Source organism: Arthrobacter sp. Z1-15, from assembly GCF_054792395.1.
The window spans coordinates 2,788,569-2,804,870 of sequence record NZ_CP096454.1 but is presented as its reverse complement, the minus strand read 5'-3'; the positions used below and the strand labels follow the sequence as shown (position 1 = coordinate 2,804,870).

14 protein-coding genes are annotated in these 16,302 nt (G+C 67.3%); 5 read left to right on the top strand and 9 right to left on the bottom strand.

What is annotated here, in order from left to right:
- Positions 1-42: 42 nt before the first annotated feature.
- A complete protein-coding gene (gene hrpA, locus M1D40_RS12775; protein ID WP_461169065.1) occupies positions 43-3,963 on the bottom strand; it encodes an ATP-dependent RNA helicase HrpA in 3,921 nt (1,306 codons plus the stop codon).
- Between the two features lie 13 nt (positions 3,964-3,976).
- Complete coding sequence (locus tag M1D40_RS12770; protein WP_341393619.1) at positions 3,977-4,975, bottom strand: helix-turn-helix transcriptional regulator; 999 nt, start codon at positions 4,973-4,975, stop codon at positions 3,977-3,979.
- A 161-nt stretch (positions 4,976-5,136) separates the two neighbouring features.
- On the opposite strand from M1D40_RS12770, the gene fabG reads away from it, so the two are divergent.
- Together fabG and M1D40_RS12760 are read left to right on the top strand one after the other, a co-directional pair.
- Entirely contained in the window at positions 5,137-5,910 is a 774-nt protein-coding gene (gene fabG, locus M1D40_RS12765) for a 3-oxoacyl-ACP reductase FabG (RefSeq protein ID WP_461169064.1), read from the top strand.
- 2 nt (positions 5,911-5,912) lie between these two features.
- Positions 5,913-6,374, top strand: coding sequence for a MaoC family dehydratase (locus tag M1D40_RS12760; protein ID WP_461169063.1), 462 nt, complete (start codon positions 5,913-5,915; stop codon positions 6,372-6,374).
- Positions 6,375-6,498: 124 nt separating this feature from the next.
- On the opposite strand, the gene M1D40_RS12755 is transcribed toward M1D40_RS12760, so the two are convergent.
- Genes M1D40_RS12755 through M1D40_RS12725 form a run of 7 tightly spaced genes read right to left on the bottom strand, consistent with a single transcriptional unit; the run spans position 6,499 to position 12,884 of the window.
- Positions 6,499-7,794 (bottom strand): ABC transporter substrate-binding protein, encoded by a 1,296-nt coding sequence (locus M1D40_RS12755; RefSeq protein ID WP_461169062.1) that lies wholly within the window; start codon positions 7,792-7,794, stop codon positions 6,499-6,501.
- Complete coding sequence (locus M1D40_RS12750; RefSeq protein ID WP_461169061.1) at positions 7,791-8,876, bottom strand: branched-chain amino acid ABC transporter permease; 1,086 nt, start codon at positions 8,874-8,876, stop codon at positions 7,791-7,793. The genes M1D40_RS12755 and M1D40_RS12750 overlap by 4 nt, the downstream gene beginning before the upstream one ends.
- A complete protein-coding gene (locus M1D40_RS12745; protein WP_461169060.1) occupies positions 8,873-9,751 on the bottom strand; it encodes a branched-chain amino acid ABC transporter permease in 879 nt (292 codons plus the stop codon). The genes M1D40_RS12750 and M1D40_RS12745 overlap by 4 nt, the downstream gene beginning before the upstream one ends.
- Positions 9,751-10,467: an ABC transporter ATP-binding protein gene (locus M1D40_RS12740; protein WP_461169059.1), complete on the bottom strand. Its 717-nt coding sequence runs from the start codon at positions 10,465-10,467 to the stop codon at positions 9,751-9,753. The genes M1D40_RS12745 and M1D40_RS12740 overlap by 1 nt, the downstream gene beginning before the upstream one ends.
- Positions 10,464-11,255, bottom strand: coding sequence for an ABC transporter ATP-binding protein (locus M1D40_RS12735; protein ID WP_461169058.1), 792 nt, complete (start codon positions 11,253-11,255; stop codon positions 10,464-10,466). The genes M1D40_RS12740 and M1D40_RS12735 overlap by 4 nt, the downstream gene beginning before the upstream one ends.
- A gap of 58 nt (positions 11,256-11,313) precedes the next feature.
- Positions 11,314-12,288, bottom strand: a complete 975-nt coding sequence (locus M1D40_RS12730; protein WP_461169057.1) for an NADPH:quinone oxidoreductase family protein — start codon at positions 12,286-12,288, stop codon at positions 11,314-11,316.
- Positions 12,285-12,884 (bottom strand): TetR/AcrR family transcriptional regulator, encoded by a 600-nt coding sequence (locus M1D40_RS12725; protein ID WP_461169056.1) that lies wholly within the window; start codon positions 12,882-12,884, stop codon positions 12,285-12,287. The genes M1D40_RS12730 and M1D40_RS12725 overlap by 4 nt, the downstream gene beginning before the upstream one ends.
- Before the next feature lie 269 nt (positions 12,885-13,153).
- On the opposite strand from M1D40_RS12725, the gene M1D40_RS12720 reads away from it, so the two are divergent.
- Genes M1D40_RS12720 through M1D40_RS12710 form a run of 3 tightly spaced genes read left to right on the top strand, consistent with a single transcriptional unit; the run spans position 13,154 to position 16,241 of the window.
- Positions 13,154-14,308 carry an efflux RND transporter periplasmic adaptor subunit gene (locus M1D40_RS12720; protein WP_461169055.1) on the top strand — a complete coding sequence of 385 codons (1,155 nt, stop codon included), beginning with the start codon at positions 13,154-13,156 and terminating at the stop codon, positions 14,306-14,308.
- Entirely contained in the window at positions 14,305-15,048 is a 744-nt protein-coding gene (locus tag M1D40_RS12715; RefSeq protein ID WP_461169054.1) for an ABC transporter ATP-binding protein, read from the top strand. The genes M1D40_RS12720 and M1D40_RS12715 overlap by 4 nt, the downstream gene beginning before the upstream one ends.
- Positions 15,045-16,241 carry an ABC transporter permease gene (locus M1D40_RS12710; protein ID WP_461169053.1) on the top strand — a complete coding sequence of 399 codons (1,197 nt, stop codon included), beginning with the start codon at positions 15,045-15,047 and terminating at the stop codon, positions 16,239-16,241. The genes M1D40_RS12715 and M1D40_RS12710 overlap by 4 nt, the downstream gene beginning before the upstream one ends.
- The last annotated feature ends 61 nt before the right edge of the window (positions 16,242-16,302 follow it).

The following is a 16,302-nucleotide window of genomic DNA, read 5'->3' as shown; positions in this document are numbered from 1 at the left end:
CAGGGCCGCCGAAGCAACCGCCGTTCCCGCCCCGCCCCGGCCTCAGGCCGGGGCGAGTGCGGCGTTCAGTGCCGTGCGGATGCGCTTCTCCGACACCGAGCGCACCGTGCCGAGCTCCTGCGCGAAGAAACTGATCCGCAGTTCCTCGATCATCCAGCGGACCTCGGTCAGTGCCGGCGGTGTTCCGGCACCGGGCAGCAGCGCGGCAACGGCGTCGTCGTAGTCGTCCTCCAGGGCCTGGACCACCGCCATCTGCTGCGCGTCGCGCTGGACGTTCGTCGGCAGTTTCTCCAGCCGCCGCTCAATGCCGGCCAGGTACCGGGGCAGATGCGTCAGCTGGGCGTAGCCGGTGCGGGCGACGAACCCGGGGTAAACCAGCGAATCCAACTGTGCGCGGATGTCGTTCAGGGCGCTGATCAGGGCCAGTGACTGGGTGCCCTTCAGTGCCTTGGTAATGCGGCGGGTGCTGGAGAGGATTTTCTCCACCGTTGCGGTCACGGTGAAGACGGTGTCAATAAGTTCGGCCCGCACCTTCTCGTACAGTTCGTCGAATTCGGCACGGCTCCAGGGCAGCCGCTCCGGTGTCAGCTTGTCCACGGCCGCCAGGGTGCAGTCCTCGATCAGGGCAGCCACCGAACCGTGCGGATTCTGGCTGAAGGTGAGCTTCTCGGCATTGCTGAGATGCTCCAGCACGTACTTGGCAGGGCTGGGAACGCGGAGCACCAGCAGCCGGATCACGCCGCCGCGCATGGCGACGGCCTGTTCGCCGGCGTTCTGGAACATCCGCAGCCCTGCGGTTTTGCCTTCGTCCACGAGAGCGGGATAGCCGGTGACCATATGCCCGGCGACGAGCCGCTGCACCTGCTTCTCAACGGTGCCGACACTCCACTCGGTCAGCCCGGTCTGTTCCGCCAGCGACGGCCCGGCCCCCGGCTGTGCGCCCGAACCCGCGGGTGCGGCTTCCGGCTGGGCGCCCCCGGGGGAGCCCCTGCCCTTCCGCCCGGACTTGGGAGTCACGGTTTTCGGCGTGGCGCCGAGCGACTCGGCAATGGCGCGGCGGGTGGCCGGTGCCAGGGATTCCTGCAGCGCCGCCAGGTCCTTTCCCTCGTCCAGGACCTTTCCGGAGCCGTCCACCACGCAGAAACTCATCCGCAGGTGTTCGGGCACAGACTCCCAGTTCCAGGAACCGGGCGGAATGATGTGACCCTTGAGCCGCCGCAGGGCCAGCTCCAGGGAGGGTTCCAGGGCATCCTGCGCGGGGTCGAAGTCGGCTGCCAGGGCAGCCGCGGCGGCACGGGCCACATCCGGAGCCGGAATGAAGTTTTTGCGGACTGCCTTGGGCAGCGACTTGATCAGCGCGGTGATCAGCTCTGCCCGCAGGCCCGGAATCTGCCACTTGAACGGTTCCGGATCCAGCTGGTTCAGGAACAGCACGGGCACCTCAACGCTCACGCCGTCGCCCGCTCCCGCCACGCCCGGGGAAAACTCGTAGGTCAGCGGCAGCTCAAAGTCGCCGTAGGTGAACGCCTTGGGGAAGTCGTTCTCGTCAAGCCCGGCGGCGTCGTCGGTCCGCAGCGCGTCAGGGTCGAAGTCCAGCAGCGCCGGATTCTCGTGCCGGGCGCTCTTCCACCACTTGTCGAAGTGCCGTTCGGAAACGACCTCCCTGCCGACGCGCTCGTCATAGAACTCAAAGAGGGTTTCGTCGTCCACCCGCAGGCCGCGGCGGCGGACCCGGTTCTCCAGTTCCTCCACTTCGGCCAGCAGCGCCTGGTTGCGGTGGAAGAACTTGTGGTGGGTGCGCCAGTCGCCCTCCACCAGGGCATGGCGGATGAACATTTCCCGGGACAGCTCGGGATCGACCCGGCCGTAGTTGATGCTGCGCTGCGGGATGACCGGCACCCCGTAGAGCGTGACCTTTTCATAGGCCATCACCGACCCGCGGCTCTTGGACCAGTGCGGTTCGCTGTAGCTGCGCTTGATCAGGTGCGGAGCCACGTCCTCGACCCAGAGCGGATCGAACTTCGCGGCAACCCGGGCCCACAGCCGGGAGGTTTCCACCAGTTCTGCGGCCATTACCCAGTCAGGGGTTTTCTTGAACAGCGCGGAACCGGGGAAGACGGCAAACCGGGTGCCGCGGGCTCCGGCGTACTCCCGCTTGCGCTGGTCGTACAGCCCGATGTGGCTGAGCAGGCCGGAGAGCAGGCTCATGTGGATTTCTTTGTCGTGCGCCACCGGATCCACCGGGCCCGGGCTGAGCGTGATGCCCAGCGGCTTGGCGATCTGGCGCAGCTGGGCAAAGAGATCCTGCCACTCCCGGATCCGGACATAGTTCAGGAACTCGTTTTTGCACAGCCGGCGGAACGCGGAGGAGGAGAGCTCCTTCTGCTTGTCCTGCAGGTAGCGCCACAGGTTCAGGTAGCCGGTGAAGTCGGAGTTCTCGTCCACGAACCGCTTGTGCATCTCGGCGGCCTTCTGGGCCCGCGCGGCGTCGTCCTTGGACGGCCGTTCCCTCGGGTCCTGGATGGTCAGGGCCGCAGTGAGCACCATGACTTCCTTGGCGCAGCCGCGGGCTCCGGCCTCCACGATCATCCGGCCCATCCGGGGATCCACGGGCAGCTGCGAGAGCTTGCGGCCCACCGGGGTGATTCCGCCGGAGGCTTCCAGTGCGCCGAGCTCCTTGAGCAGGGTGGCGCCGTCGTTGATGGCCTTGGAATCCGGCGGCTGGACGAACGGGAAGTCCGCTACGTCCTTGGGGCCCTTGGCCACGCCCATGGCGGCCATCTGCAGGATGACGGCGGCAAGGTTGGTGCGCAGGATTTCCGGATCCGTGAATTCGGGCCGCGCCTGAAAGTCCTCTTCGGAGTACAGTCGGATGGCGATCCCGTCGGACACGCGGCCACAGCGGCCCGAGCGCTGGTTGGCGGAAGCCTGGGAAATGCGTTCAATGGGCAGCCGCTGGACCTTGGTGCGGTGCGAGTAGCGGGAGATGCGCGCCGTTCCGGTGTCGATGACGTACTTGATGCCGGGAACGGTCAGCGAGGTCTCGGCAACGTTAGTGGCCAGGATGATGCGGCGGTGCTTGCCGGGGTTGAAGACCTTGTGCTGGTCCGCCAGGGACAGCCGGGCGAACAGGGGCAGGACTTCGGTGCCCTGCAGCCGGGGGACCCGCTGCACGGAGGAGCGCAGTGCATCTGCGGCGTCACGGATTTCCCGTTCCCCGGAGAAGAAGATGAGGATGTCGCCGGGGGCTTCGCGGGAGAGCTCCTCGACGGCGTCGCACACCGCGTCCACCGGGTCGCGGTCCTCCTCCAGCTCGTCGTCGGAGTCCTCCTCGCCGGAGCCGCCGCCGGCCGGCTGGTTCAGCGGACGGTAACGGATCTCCACGGGGAAGGTCCGCCCTGACACCTCGATGATCGGCGCGGGTTTGCCGTTCGTCGCGAAGTGCTCGGCAAAGCGTCCCGGATCGATGGTGGCGGAGGTGATGATGACCTTCAGGTCCGGACGTTCCGGCAGGAGCCTGCGCAGGTAGCCCAGGATGAAGTCGATGTTCAGGCTGCGCTCGTGGGCCTCATCAATGATGATGGTGCTGTATTTTTTCAGCTTGCGGTCATGCTGGATCTCGGCCAGCAGGATGCCGTCGGTCATCAGCTTGACCTTGGTCGAGCGGCTGGTTTCGCCGGTAAAGCGCACCTGGTAGCCCACCTCGGCGCCGAGTTCGACGTCCAGCTCCTCCGCGATGCGTTCGGCCACCGTCCGGGCGGCAAGCCGGCGCGGCTGGGTGTGGCCGATCAGCCCCTTCTCGGCGAGCCCGAGCTCCAGGCACATTTTGGGGATCTGCGTGGTCTTGCCCGAGCCGGTTTCGCCCGCGATGATCGTCACCTGGTTGGCCGCGATGGCAGCCATGATGTCTTCGCGGCGCTCGGAAACGGGTAGAAGCGCGGGGTAGGAAATAGTCAGTGCCATGATTGCTCCCAGTCTAGTGGCTGGAACCGGGAGCGTTTCCTGATTTCGCCGAGGGCCGGGCATCTGCGGCCCGCTGGAGCAGGGCGGCCGCGGAGCGGGCCCGGTCCCGCATTTCCGCGGGGGCGAGGATCTCGAATTCCAGCCCCAGGCCCGCCAGGTGCATCAGCGGCAGGTCCAGGGAGTCCCAGCCGCCGCGCAGGATGGTGAATCCCGGCCCGTCGTCCTCGAGCGTGGCCGCTTCAGGCGGGATCCGGTCCGCCAGTTCGGCCAGCGGTGCCGCCAGCCGCAGCACGACGTCGTACCGGTACGGGAAGCGCGTGATGGAGTCCTGGACGTACGCCGCCATGTCCTTTGCCGGCAGGGGGCGGGGGAAGTAGCGCTCGCGGATGGACGGGATGCTTTGGCAGCGGTCCATCCGGAAGGTGCGCCAGTCCCGGCGCTCCAGGTCCCAGGCCGCCAGGTACCAGCGGCGGCCGGTGCTGACGAGTTTGTACGGCTCGACGAGGCGCCGTCCGGGGGCGGCACCGGAGGGGGTGTACCGGAAGGCGACCACCCGCTGCTCGGCGATGGCCCCCGAAAGGGCGGTCAGGGTCTGCGGGTCCACGCTGGCGGCATTCCCGGCCAGGACGCTGACCGATTGGCGCAGGGCGGAGAACTTGGGCCGCAGCCGGCCGGGCAAAACCTGTTCAAGCTTGGCCAGGGCGCGCACGGATGCCTCCCCGATGCCCGCAACCGGTCCGGTGGCGACGGCGGCCAGCCCGAGGGCGACGGCGAGCGCTTCGTCGTCGTCCAGCAGCAGCGGCGGAAGCTGTGCGCCGGATCCGAGCTGGTAACCGCCGGCGATGCCCGGTGAGGCTGAGATCGGGTAGCCGAGGCTGCGCAGCTTGCTGATGTCGCGGCGCACCGTGCGCTCGGTGACGGTCATGCGGTCGGCCAGCGCCGCCCCGGTCCATTCACGCCGCATCTGCAGCAGTGACAGCAGATGGAGCAGGCGTGCTGAGGTTTCCAACATGGACACCAAGGTACTCCTGCCTGAGGACAGAAGCTGTCCTTATTCCCTTTTTGGTTGGAGCGGGAGCGACCCGGACACCGTTGCGTCCGTACCGCCCGGTCGGTACGCTCGGCGGACAGCATGATCCAGCTCACATTCAAGCTGACGTCCAAAGGAGAGACATGACCGAGGTTCCGGCACCATTTGAACAGCGCACCGCCGTCGTCACCGGGGCAGGGCGCGGCATCGGCGCCGCCGTTGCTTCCCGGCTCGCGGCAGACGGCCACCGCGTGGCCGTCCTTGACCTCCGCGAGGAAGACACCGCGGCCACGGTTGAGGCCATCAACAACTCGGGCGGCAAAGCGGTGGGGGTGGGTGCCGACGTGTCCGATGCCGGCGCCGTCGATGCCGCAGTGGCGCGCATAACCGAGGACCTCGGCGCCCCCGCCATCCTCGTCAACAATGCGGGCATCCTGCGCGACAACCTGCTGTTCAAAATGACCGAGACGGACTGGGACGCCGTCATGGGCGTGCACCTGCGCGGGGCATTCCTGATGAGCCGTGCGGTGCAGGTCCACCAGGTGCGGGAGAAGTGGGGGCGCATCGTCAACCTTTCCAGCACCTCGGCCCTGGGCAACCGGGGGCAGGCCAACTATGCGGCCGCCAAGGCGGGGCTGCAGGGTTTCACCAAGACCCTGGCCATTGAACTGGGACGGTACAACGTCACGGTCAACGCCATTGCGCCGGGCCTGATCGAAACCGATATGACCCGGGCGACGGCGGAGCGGATGGGCGTGGCTTACGAGGAGTTCATTTCGCACGCAGCCGCCGAGATTCCGGTGGGGCGGACGGGAAAGCCGGCCGACATTGCAGCGGCGGCATCATTTTTCATCCGGGAGGAAGCATCTTTCATCTCCGGACAGGTGCTCTACGTTGCCGGCGGACCGAGGGGCTAGGAATGGCACACTTCGCCTCAGTGGAAGAGCTGGAAGCCGCCGTCGGGCAGCGGGAAACCAGCGAATGGATCACCATCGACCAGGAACGCATCAACAGCTTCGCGGATGCCACCGACGACCATCAGTGGATCCACCTTGACCCGGAGCGGGCTGCCGCCGGTCCCTTCGGCAGCACCATCGCCCACGGCTTTCTCGTTCTGTCGCTGCTGCCGGCACTGACGTCCGGGCGGATGAGCGTGGACGGAACGGTGATGGGCATCAATTACGGGCTGGACCATGTGCGGTTTCCCCACCCGGTTCCGGTGAACAGCCGGGTGCGTGCGGTGTCCGAGCTGGCCGAGGTCGAAACCACGCGCCAGGGCATCAGGATTGTCACCGGCATCACGATTGAACTGGAAGGGGCGGACAAGCCGGCGGCGGTTGCGGACTGGATCACCCTCTACGTGCTGGCCCCGGCTGCTTAGCCGCCGGGGCCGCGCACAGGCTCCGGTCCGGGCGGTTTAACCACACTGAAGGGCCCTGCCCGTCCTCCTTGGACGGGCAGGGCCCTTTGCACAAGTTCCGGGCACCCGGCGGCTTCCGGACCGGCTACTGCGGAATGCCGTTCTCCGGCATTGCCGCGCGTTCCTCGGTGTAGGGGCTGACCGAGTCGCCCTCGGCCGTGTACGGCGTGCCGACGTAGGACTGCACGCCGCCGGAGACGACCGTGATCATGCCCCCGGAGTAACCGGTATGGCTGTCTGTGCTGAAGTCCAGGGGAACGTGTCCGTTGCCCTTGACGTCGCCCGATTCCAGGGCCGTCAGCAGCGACTCCCGTGTCGGGTTCTCGCCGGCTTCCTGCAGCGCCTCAACGAAGAGATAGGCAATGGACATCCCGAAGATGGTGTTGCCGTCGAACTCCGCCCCCTGGTTGTACTCCTCGTTGATCTCGGCGAACTTCGCGGTCCACTCATCCTCGGTGTCGGAAGCCGCCGGCAGGTAGTTGGCGCTGATGAAGCCCTCGAGCAGCTTCTCCGTGTTCTCGCCGAGGTAGCTGGAGAGGGTGTTGTAGTCTCCGCCGGCGGAGGACGCCGCCCACTTGGGGAAGTAGCCCAGCTTGGCCGCCGTTCCGATGGCCTGGGCGCTGAAGCCGTTGATCGAGGCGAGGAAGTTCACTTCACACCCTGCCGCCTGCATGGCGCTGATCTGTGCGGCCACGTCGGTGTTGGCAGTCGAGTAGACCTGAGAGCTGGCCAGCGCCCCGCTGCCCAGGGCCGACTCGAGTCCGGTCTTGAAGTCTGCCCCGAAGTCGTCGTCCTGCCCGAAGAGGCAGTAGGCGGCATCCGGGAATTCCTCCTGCACATACGTGGCCAGGCCCTTGGCCTCCGTGTCGTAGTCCTGCATGAAGCCATAGGTGTACGGGTAGTCTTCGGGCTGGTTCCAGGTGGGGCTGCCGGAGGCCACGAACAGGTCGGGAACTTCGTTGTCGTTCAGGAAATCCAGCACGGAGCTGTGCGGCGGGGTGCCCAGTCCGCCGAGGATGGCGAAGACCTCGTCCTGGAGGACCATTTCGCGGACCACGCTCTGCGTGGTGGCCGGGTTGTAGCCGTCGTCCTTCACGGTGTACTCGATGGTCCGCCCGTTCACTCCGCCGTTGGCATTGACGTAGTCGAAGTAGGCCTTGGTGGCCGGCGAGATGGTGGCATAGCCCGAGGCTGCGGGGCCGGTGAGCGGTTGGTGGGTGCCGATGCTGACGGTGGTGTCGGTGATGCCGGGGACGTCTTCGGCGGCAGCCGGGGAATCACCGCCCCCTGATGACCCGCAGCCCGCGAGGGCAAGGGTTGCCGCCGTTGCTGCGGCGGCAAGGACGGAGAACTTGGTAGCGGAGTACCTGGAACTAGTCATCGCTGACCTTTCGTGGTGGTTAGTTGCGGTTGCAGGGGAAGCGGGGAGGGTGCCGCGACGGCGGGGGAGTGCCTGCCGCGGAGGCGGCGGATCACGGAGGAGAGCAGGCCCTGGATGCCGCGGGGAGCGAGCAGGATCACGAGCACCAGCACGGTGCCGAACACCGCGATGGCCAGGTTCCCGTCCAGCCGGGAGGCGACGTCGGCGGAGACCGGCAGGCCGGCGGTAAGGGAATTGATGCTGTAGGGCAGGAAGACCATGATCAGCGCACCCCACACCGCACCGGCCAGGGAACCGATGCCGCCGATGACCGCGGCCATGAGCAGATAGAGGGAGAGCACCAGCGAGTAGGCCCCCGGACTGGCGCTTTGGGTGACGTAGGCCAGCAGGCCTCCGCCGAGGCCGGCCGCAGCGGCGCTGACGGTGAACGAGATGATCTTTGTCGCGGCGATGTTGACTCCGGACAGTGCCGCAGCGGCGTCGTTGTCCCGCACCGCCCGCAGCTGGCGGCCGAAGCGGCCGCGCAGCAGGTTGTTCAGGACCACCATCACCGCCACGGCGCAGAGAATGGCCAGCCAGGCCTGCCACTGTTCGTTGCTGACCGTGCCGCGCAGCGCGGCTGGACGTTTCTCGATGGTGATCCACAGTCCCTGGTCACCGCCCAGGACGGCGGAGAAGGTGCTCGTGACCGCCGGGATCGCGACCACCAGGGCCAGGGTGAAGCCGGCCAGATAGGGTCCGTGCAGCCGGCCGGCCGCGCAGCCGATCACCAGTCCCAGCGCTGCGGAGCCCAGCACGGCCACGGCCAGGGGCCCCAGCAGCAGCAGCGGCCCCTCGACGCCCGCCTCGGACATGGCATTGGCGCTGAGTGCGTAGCAGTACGCCCCGCAGGCCATGAGCGCTGCCTGTCCCAGGGAGAGCTGGCCGCCGGTGCCGGTCAGGACGGTCAGGCCGGCGACGGCGCAAAGGTAGGCGCAGACAGTGGCCAGCTGATACGAGGTGAACGGTGTGACGGCAAAAGTCAGGCCGATCAGCACTGCAGCGGCAGCGGCGGCCGCGAGCAGGGATCTCAGGGGGTTCATACCGTTCGCTCCTTCGTCAACGAGAACAGTCCGGCCGGGCGCAGCAGCAGTACCGCCAGCAGGAGCACCAGGACGGCGATCGGCGCCAGGGTGGCGCCGAGGTAGCCGCTGACCCAGCTGAGGATCACGCCCACGGCGAGGCCGCCGGCCACGGCACCGCCGGAGGAGTCCAGCCCCCCGACCACGGCAACGGTGAAGGCGTAGACGAACACCGTGTCCAGGGCATGGGGATTCAGGCCGAGCTCGGTGGGGATGACCAGCAGCGCCGCCAGGGCCCCGACGGCGGAGGACAGCGCCCAGCCCAGCGTCAGCATCCGGGAGGACCGCACCCCGAGCAGCCGGGCGAGATCGGGGGCGAAGGCCGCCGCCCGCAGCCGCAGCCCCAGGGCGGTCCTGGTGAAGAGCAGGGCCAGGCCGGCCACGATCACCGCAATGCAGACGAAGATGAACAGGTCATAGGGGGAAATTGCGCTGATGCCGCCGATGTCCAGCGGAGAAGTGCTGAACGGTGTGGCCATGGCCTGGTACCCGTTGCCGAAGATCATGCCCAGGACAGCTTGGATCACCAGCAGCAGCCCCAGTCCGGCGATGACCGAGTTCAGCGGAGAGGTATTCCCCACGAAGCGCATGACGGTCCTCTCGGCCAGGGCGCCGATCACCAGACCGGCCACAATGGCGGAGGCCAGTCCCAGCCAGTAGCTCCCGGTGGCGGCGGTGACGGTGAAGGCGACATAGGTGGTGGCCACGGCCATCGCGCCCTGGGCGAAGTTCACGATGCGGGCGGCACGCCAGATAATGACGAGCGAGAGCGCAAAGGCGGCCAGCACGGCGCCCCGGGCGAGCCCGTCCACGGTAAGGAAGAGAAATCTGTCCATCAGAACCCCAGATAGGTGTGGCGGAGATCGTCGTCCGCAGCCAGGTCGGTTGCGGGACGGGAGGCGACGACGGAGCCCAGGCTGAGGACGACGCCGTCGTCGGCCACAGCGAGTGCGCTGCGGACGTTCTGCTCAATCAGGAGGACCGTCAGCCCCGTGTCATCGCGCAGGCTGCGCAGCATGCCCAGGATCTGGGCGGTGACGCGCGGAGCCAGGCCCAGCGACGGCTCGTCCAGCAGCAGCAGCCGCGGGCCGGCCATGAGCGCCCGGCCCAGGGCGAGCATCTGCCGCTCACCGCCGGAGAGCTGGTGCCCGGAGGCCTTCCGCCGGCGGGCCAGGGGCTCGAAGAGCTCATACATCCGCTCCAGCAGGACCTGGGCGGCGGCCCGGTCACGGCGCCACAATCCGCCCAGCCGCAGGTTTTCGTCCACGGTGAGCTCGGTGATGACGCCGCGGCCTTCGGGAACCAGCGAGATGCCGCGGCGCACCATGTCCTCCACCTTGGTGGAGCCCAGGTCGGTGCCGTCATAGCGGATGCTTCCGCCGGTGGGGCGCAGCTGCCCGATGATGGTTCGCAGCAGCGTGGTCTTGCCGGCACCGTTGGCGCCGACGACGGCGGTGATGCTGCCTGCCGCGACCTCGAGGCTGACGCCGTGCAGGACGGGAACCGGGCCGTAGCCGGCACTAACCGAGTCCAGGACCAGAAGGGCGCTCATACCGGCTCAACTCCCAGGTAGGCGTCGGTGACCGCGGAGTCGGCACTGATCTCAGCCGGGGTGCCTTCGGCGATCAGCTTGCCGAAGTCCAGCACCGCAATGCGCTCGCAGACGCTCATGACCAGGTCCACATGGTGCTCCACCAGCACTACCGAGCAGCCGGTGGCGGGAACAGCGCGGATAATCTCCGCCAGTTCGTCGATGTCGTCGTGCGCGAGTCCGCCGGCAGGTTCATCCAGCAGCAGCAGCCGGGGATCGCCGGCCAGCGCCCGGGCCAACGCCGCCTTTTTGCGGATTCCGTAGGGCAGGGTGTCCGGCAGGGCCGCGGCGTGAGTGACGATGCCGAGCTCGTCCAGGGCCTGCAGGGCGCGTTCGCGCAGCCGTGCCTCGCCGCGCCGGGACCGGGGCAGCAGCAGTGCGTCCTCGATCACGGTGTGCGCGGCGCTGCCCTCCATCCCGAGCATGACGTTCTCCAGCACGGTCAGTCCGGGAAACAGGCCCAGGCCCTGGAGAGTACGGGCCACCCCGTGCCGGGCCAGCATGCGGGGCCGGGGGCGGAACGTTTCGCCGTCGAGCTCCAGGGAACCGGAACCGGGCGACGTGAAGCCGCAGACAACGTTGAACAGTGTCGTCTTTCCGGCGCCGTTGGGGCCGATGATGCCGACTACGGCGCCTGCCGGAACGGTGAAGGACACAGCATCCAGCGCGGTGAGGCCGCCGAACCGCACACTGATATCGCGAAAGCGCAGCCGGTGAAGAACCGACCGGTCGGTATGTTGCACTGCCATAAGGACTCCGTTGTCTCGTTAATGGTGCGGTTGGTGCGGGGTTCGTAGTCTGCAGCGGTTAGAGGGTGAGCACCACCCGGCCTGCGGTCAGCCCGTCGCCCAGGCGCTGCACGGCGTCGGGCGCGGAAGCGAACGGAACCGATTCGGTGACCACCGGGCGTACCAGTCCCTTGTCCGCCAGGAGGGTGAGCTGCTCGTGCACCTCCCGGACCAGTTCCGGCGCCTTCTTGGTGTAGAGCGCCCAGTGCAGGCCCAACAGGGAGTAGTTCTTGACGAGGGCGTGGTTCATGCGTGCGGTTTGCAGGGTTCCGCCGGCAAAACCGACCACGACTATCCGGCCTTCGAAAGCGATGCAGCGGGTGGAGCGGTCAAAGGTCTCCCCTCCCACCGGATCGTAAATGACGTCGGCGCCGCGGCCGCCGGTGGCTGCATTGACCACCTCAACAAAGTCTTCAGTGGTGCGGTTGACCACAAGGTCTGCGCCTGCCTCTTCAGCGACGCGGCGCTTGGCTTCATTGCCCACAACCCCGATCACCGTGGCCCCGGCGGCCTTTCCCAGCTGCACGGCTGCCGTTCCGACACCGCCGGCGGCGGCATGCACCAGCAGCGTCTCGCCCGGGGCAATCCGTGCCCGGCGGTGAAGGCCGAAGTATCCGGTCTGGTAGCCGATGCACAGGGCCGCTGCCTCGGCATCGGAAAGGGATTCCGGTGCGGAAAAGACTGACGCCGCCGGAACCTGCACCTCCTCGGCCATGACGCCCAGGTGTGATGCAATGACCCGGTCGCCGAGCTGAAAGCCGGCAACGCCGTCGCCGAGTGCCGTGACGGTGCCGCACAGCTCAATGCCCGGAGTGAAGGGCAGCGGGGGTTTTTCCTGGTACAGCCCCCGGCACAGCAGAACGTCGGGAAAATTCAGGGCCACGGCGCGGGTGGCCAGCACCACGGTGCCCGGAGCGGCAGCGGGCGTGGGCTGTTCGGCCAGGCGCAGGGCATCGCGCGGCTCGGCATTGGTGACAACGTTCCAGGCTTTCATGCGGATGGTCCTTCCGGTGGGGCAGGGCGCAGCCCGGCGAGGTAAAGGTCGGTCAGTTGGGTGGCTACCTGGTGCTTGGTCAGCGGCCCGGATGGCTGGTACCAGAACGAGAGGTAGTGGGGGTTGGCGAAAAAGTTGGCGACGAGGACGGCCGTGGGGATGTCGTTGCGGAAGATGCCCTCTTCGCGGCCGCGGGTGATCAGTGCGCCGAAAACCTCGTTGTAGCGGCGGCGGCGGTCCTTTACGGCTTCCATGCGGTCGGGGCTGAGCATGTGCTGGGACCGGAAGAAAACGGTGCCTTCGCGGATCCAGTCGATCGAGGTGACGATGACGTCTTCGCAGACCAGCCGGACGGTCTGCTCCACCGGGAGCCCGCGGGCCGCGATTTCGTTGAGGTTGCCGTGCTGCAGGGTAAGGATCCGGTCATAGATGTCGAACAGCAGGTCGTCTTTGGAATTGAAGTAGTGGTAAAGGGCGCCCTTGGTGACCCCGGCGGCGTCGACGATCTGCTGCACGCTGGTCCTGGCGTAGCCTTGGCTGGAAAAGAGCTCGACGGAAACGCGGGCCAGTTCTTCCTTGATGTTCATGGTCTTCATGCAGGTGTTCCGTGTTTCTGTGGGATCTCGTACCGTGCGGATCACTGCCAGTAATTGCGGGATGCGAGCAACTGCGGAACCGACCGGTTGGTATGTGGGATCACCATACCGTCACCGTGCCGGTTGTCCACAAGGGTTTTGCAAAAGAATTCCCGCGGCTTCGGTATCCCCTGCCGTGTCACGCCGCCGCAGCGGGGTAGGGCTGGTAGCGTCCCGTTGCAATCGGTGCTGCATACTGCCCGGGGGAGAATGCTTCGACGGGGGAACCGATGGTTGCGCGCCGCTATGTCTTTCCAGTCCTGTGGCTGGTGGTTTTTGCCGTGATAGCTGCGGCACTCTTCAAGCTCGCGTTTATCAACGGCATGAGGTCCGACGCCGCCGTCGGAGGTGAGCAGGCGGGCGCGCAGCTGAGCACCCCGCTCGTACCCGCAGCGCTGGGAACGGTGACCAACCTGGTCCAGGTGCAGGGATCCGTGGTGGGCGATCCGGCGGTCACGGTGAAGAGCACCGGAGAGGGAACCGTGGACTTCATCTATGTTCAGGCCGGCGACCGGGTCATAGCGGGCGCGCCCCTGTTCCAGGTGAAAACCCTCGTGGAGCCTGAGGTTCCCGCAGTGCTGGAGGAACCGGCCGGAACGGATGACACCGACGAAGAGTCCCCGGGCCGGGCAGCCTCTCCTCCGGCGCCCGTATATTCCTACGCCGATGTCCTTGCCACCGCAGACGGAACCGTCGCGGAGCTGTCGGTTCTGCCCAAGCAGCAGGTATCGGTTGGCGCCGAGGTTGCCTCCCTGGACCCGGGCACCTTCTCGGTTTCGGGCACCCTCACCTCTGATCAGCAGTTCCGCATCCTGGGCCGGGCCAACACCGCCCTGGTCACCGTCAACGGAGGCCCGGCTCCCTTCCCGTGCAGCGACGTCACCATGGGCAGGACACCGGCCGCGGAGACAGGCATCAGCACCCAGGCACAGCAGGCGGGGCCCGGGCAACCGGCACCGGAGGCTCCGGCAGCCGGCAGCGTGAGCTGCAGCATTCCGGCGGACGTTCCGGTCTTTGCCGGACTCGGTGCGGCCATTGACATCACCGCCGGGCAGGCGGACGGCGTGATTACGCTGCCGACGACGGCGGTGCAGGGCACCGTGCAGACCGGCATTGTCTGGGTCATGCCCGGCGGTGCGGCAGCACCTGAAGGCACGGGTGCCGAAGGCGCAGCAGCAGCGGGCCCGGGGCCGGAAAGTGCAGGGTTCGGAGGTACGGGGGCCGCAGAGGCCGTGGAACGGGAAGTGTCCCTCGGGCTGAACGACGGACAGCTGGTGGAAATCACCTCCGGGCTGACTGAAGGCGAAATGGTGCTGCAGTTTGTTCCCGGCGCCCCTGCCGCCGAGGATCAGATGAACGGCATGCCGGGAGTGATGGGCGGATGAGCCTGCAGGCCGAGCAGGCACGGGAGGTTCAGGCGCCCGCGCAGGAGCCGCTGGTGGTGCTCTCACAGGTCACCCGTGCCGTCAGCCTTCCCGGCCGTGAAACGCTGCAGATCCTCTCCGGTGTGGACCTTACCGTGTATCCGGGGGACCACCTCTCCATTGTGGGGCGGTCCGGTTCGGGCAAATCAACGCTGCTGAACATCCTGGGCCTGCTGGATCTGCCCACGTCCGGAACGATGACTTTTGACGGTACTCCGGTGGAGCGGATGAACGAGAAACGCCGCGCTGTCGCCCGGGGAGGCGCCGTCGGCTTCATCTTCCAGCAGTTCAACCTGCTGGCGGAGCGCACGGCGCTGGAAAACGTCATGACCCCGCTGCTGTACGCGCGCGGCAGGCAGTTCTGGCAGCGTGAGCGCCTCGCTTCCCGGATGCTGGAGCGGGTGGGGCTGGGCAACCGGCTCCAGGACCGGCCCCGGAAACTCTCCGGCGGGGAACAGCAGCGCGTGGCAATTGCCCGTGCGCTGGTCCGCTCGCCCCGGCTGATCCTGGCGGACGAGCCGACCGGCGCCCTGGACATCGCAACCGGACAGTCCGTCATGGCTCTCCTGGCCGAGGTGGCAGCGGAATCCGGTGCTGCCCTGGTGACCATCACCCACGATCCCCATGTTGCAGCCCTGGCCCGGGAACACTTCCTGCTGCAGGAGGGCCGGCTGGTGCCGGGGCCGGCGGTGGCGGCGTGAGCCTCTCCGGAATCGCGGGCCCCCTGGTGGAGGCCTGGGATGAGCTGCGCATCCACAAGACAAGGGTGCTGCTGGCGCTGATCGGCGTGGCCCTGTCAGTGGCCGCACTGACCACGGTGGTGGGACTGGGCAATATGGTCCGCGAATCCATTGCCCAGGGCAGCGAAGTGCAGTCGGGCCGGCCGGCGACGCTGTCGGTAATGATGTACAGCAACGACGGAAGCATGCCCGATCCCGCTGCCGCCGCCTCGGCCTACCGGGGCGTGGCCGAACGCTACTCCGTCACCTATTCGTCCGTGACCGCGCAGACGGAGGTGCCTTTCCAGCTTCCGGACGGCGTTGCGCGCGTAAACACCATCGTTGTCGACCCGGACTACAAGGTCATGCGACGGGTGCCGATGGTTGAAGGGGCGTGGTTTTCCGCGGTTGACGCGCAACGGCTCGCTCCCGCCGTCGTCGTCAACCAGGCCATGTACGACCGCATGGGACGGCCAAGCCTGGCGTCCGACCCGGTGCTGCCTGTCTCCGGCGAGCACACCGTTGACACCGTGGTTGTGGGCGTAACCCGGGAACAGTACGAGGGGGAGTATCCCCAGGCAATGATGCTCGCGGATTCCTACAACAGGCTGGGGCTGGGAGCGGCTGCAAACCTGTATCTGGAACTGTGGGTACCGGAGGACCTCAGCGACCCGCTGCAGGCCGCCGTCACCGCCGATCTGCAGGCGCAGTTTCCCGCCATGCAGGTTGACACGCACCGTTCCGACTACGCCGCCTGGGGAGATCCCTTCGGCGGGCTGCAGTGGGCAGTGGCCGGGATTGCCGCGCTGGTGATGCTGCTCGGCGCCGTGGGTCTGTTGAACATTTCGATGGTCACGGTGAAGTACCGGGTGCGCGAAATCGGTATCCGCCGCAGCTTCGGCGCGACGTCGGGGCGCATCTTCTTCGGCGTCATGCTGGAATCCGTGGTGGCGACGTTCGTGGCCGGGGTGCTGGGGGTCATGGCCGCCGTCGCCGTGGTCAAGCTGCCGGTGATCCAGCGTGCGGTGGCCTCCGGAATCAGTGAGCTGCCGCCGTTTCCGCTGGAGGCGGCTTTGATCGGTTTGGGGGCAGCCACCCTTGTGGGCGCCCTGGCCGGACTCATTCCGGCGCTGGTGGCGGTGCGGGTGAAGGTGATCGACGCGATCCGCTTCTGAGCGCATGAGCCGGAGAACGCGGCAAACAGAAGAACCCGGGAAACAGGAGAACCCCGGAAAC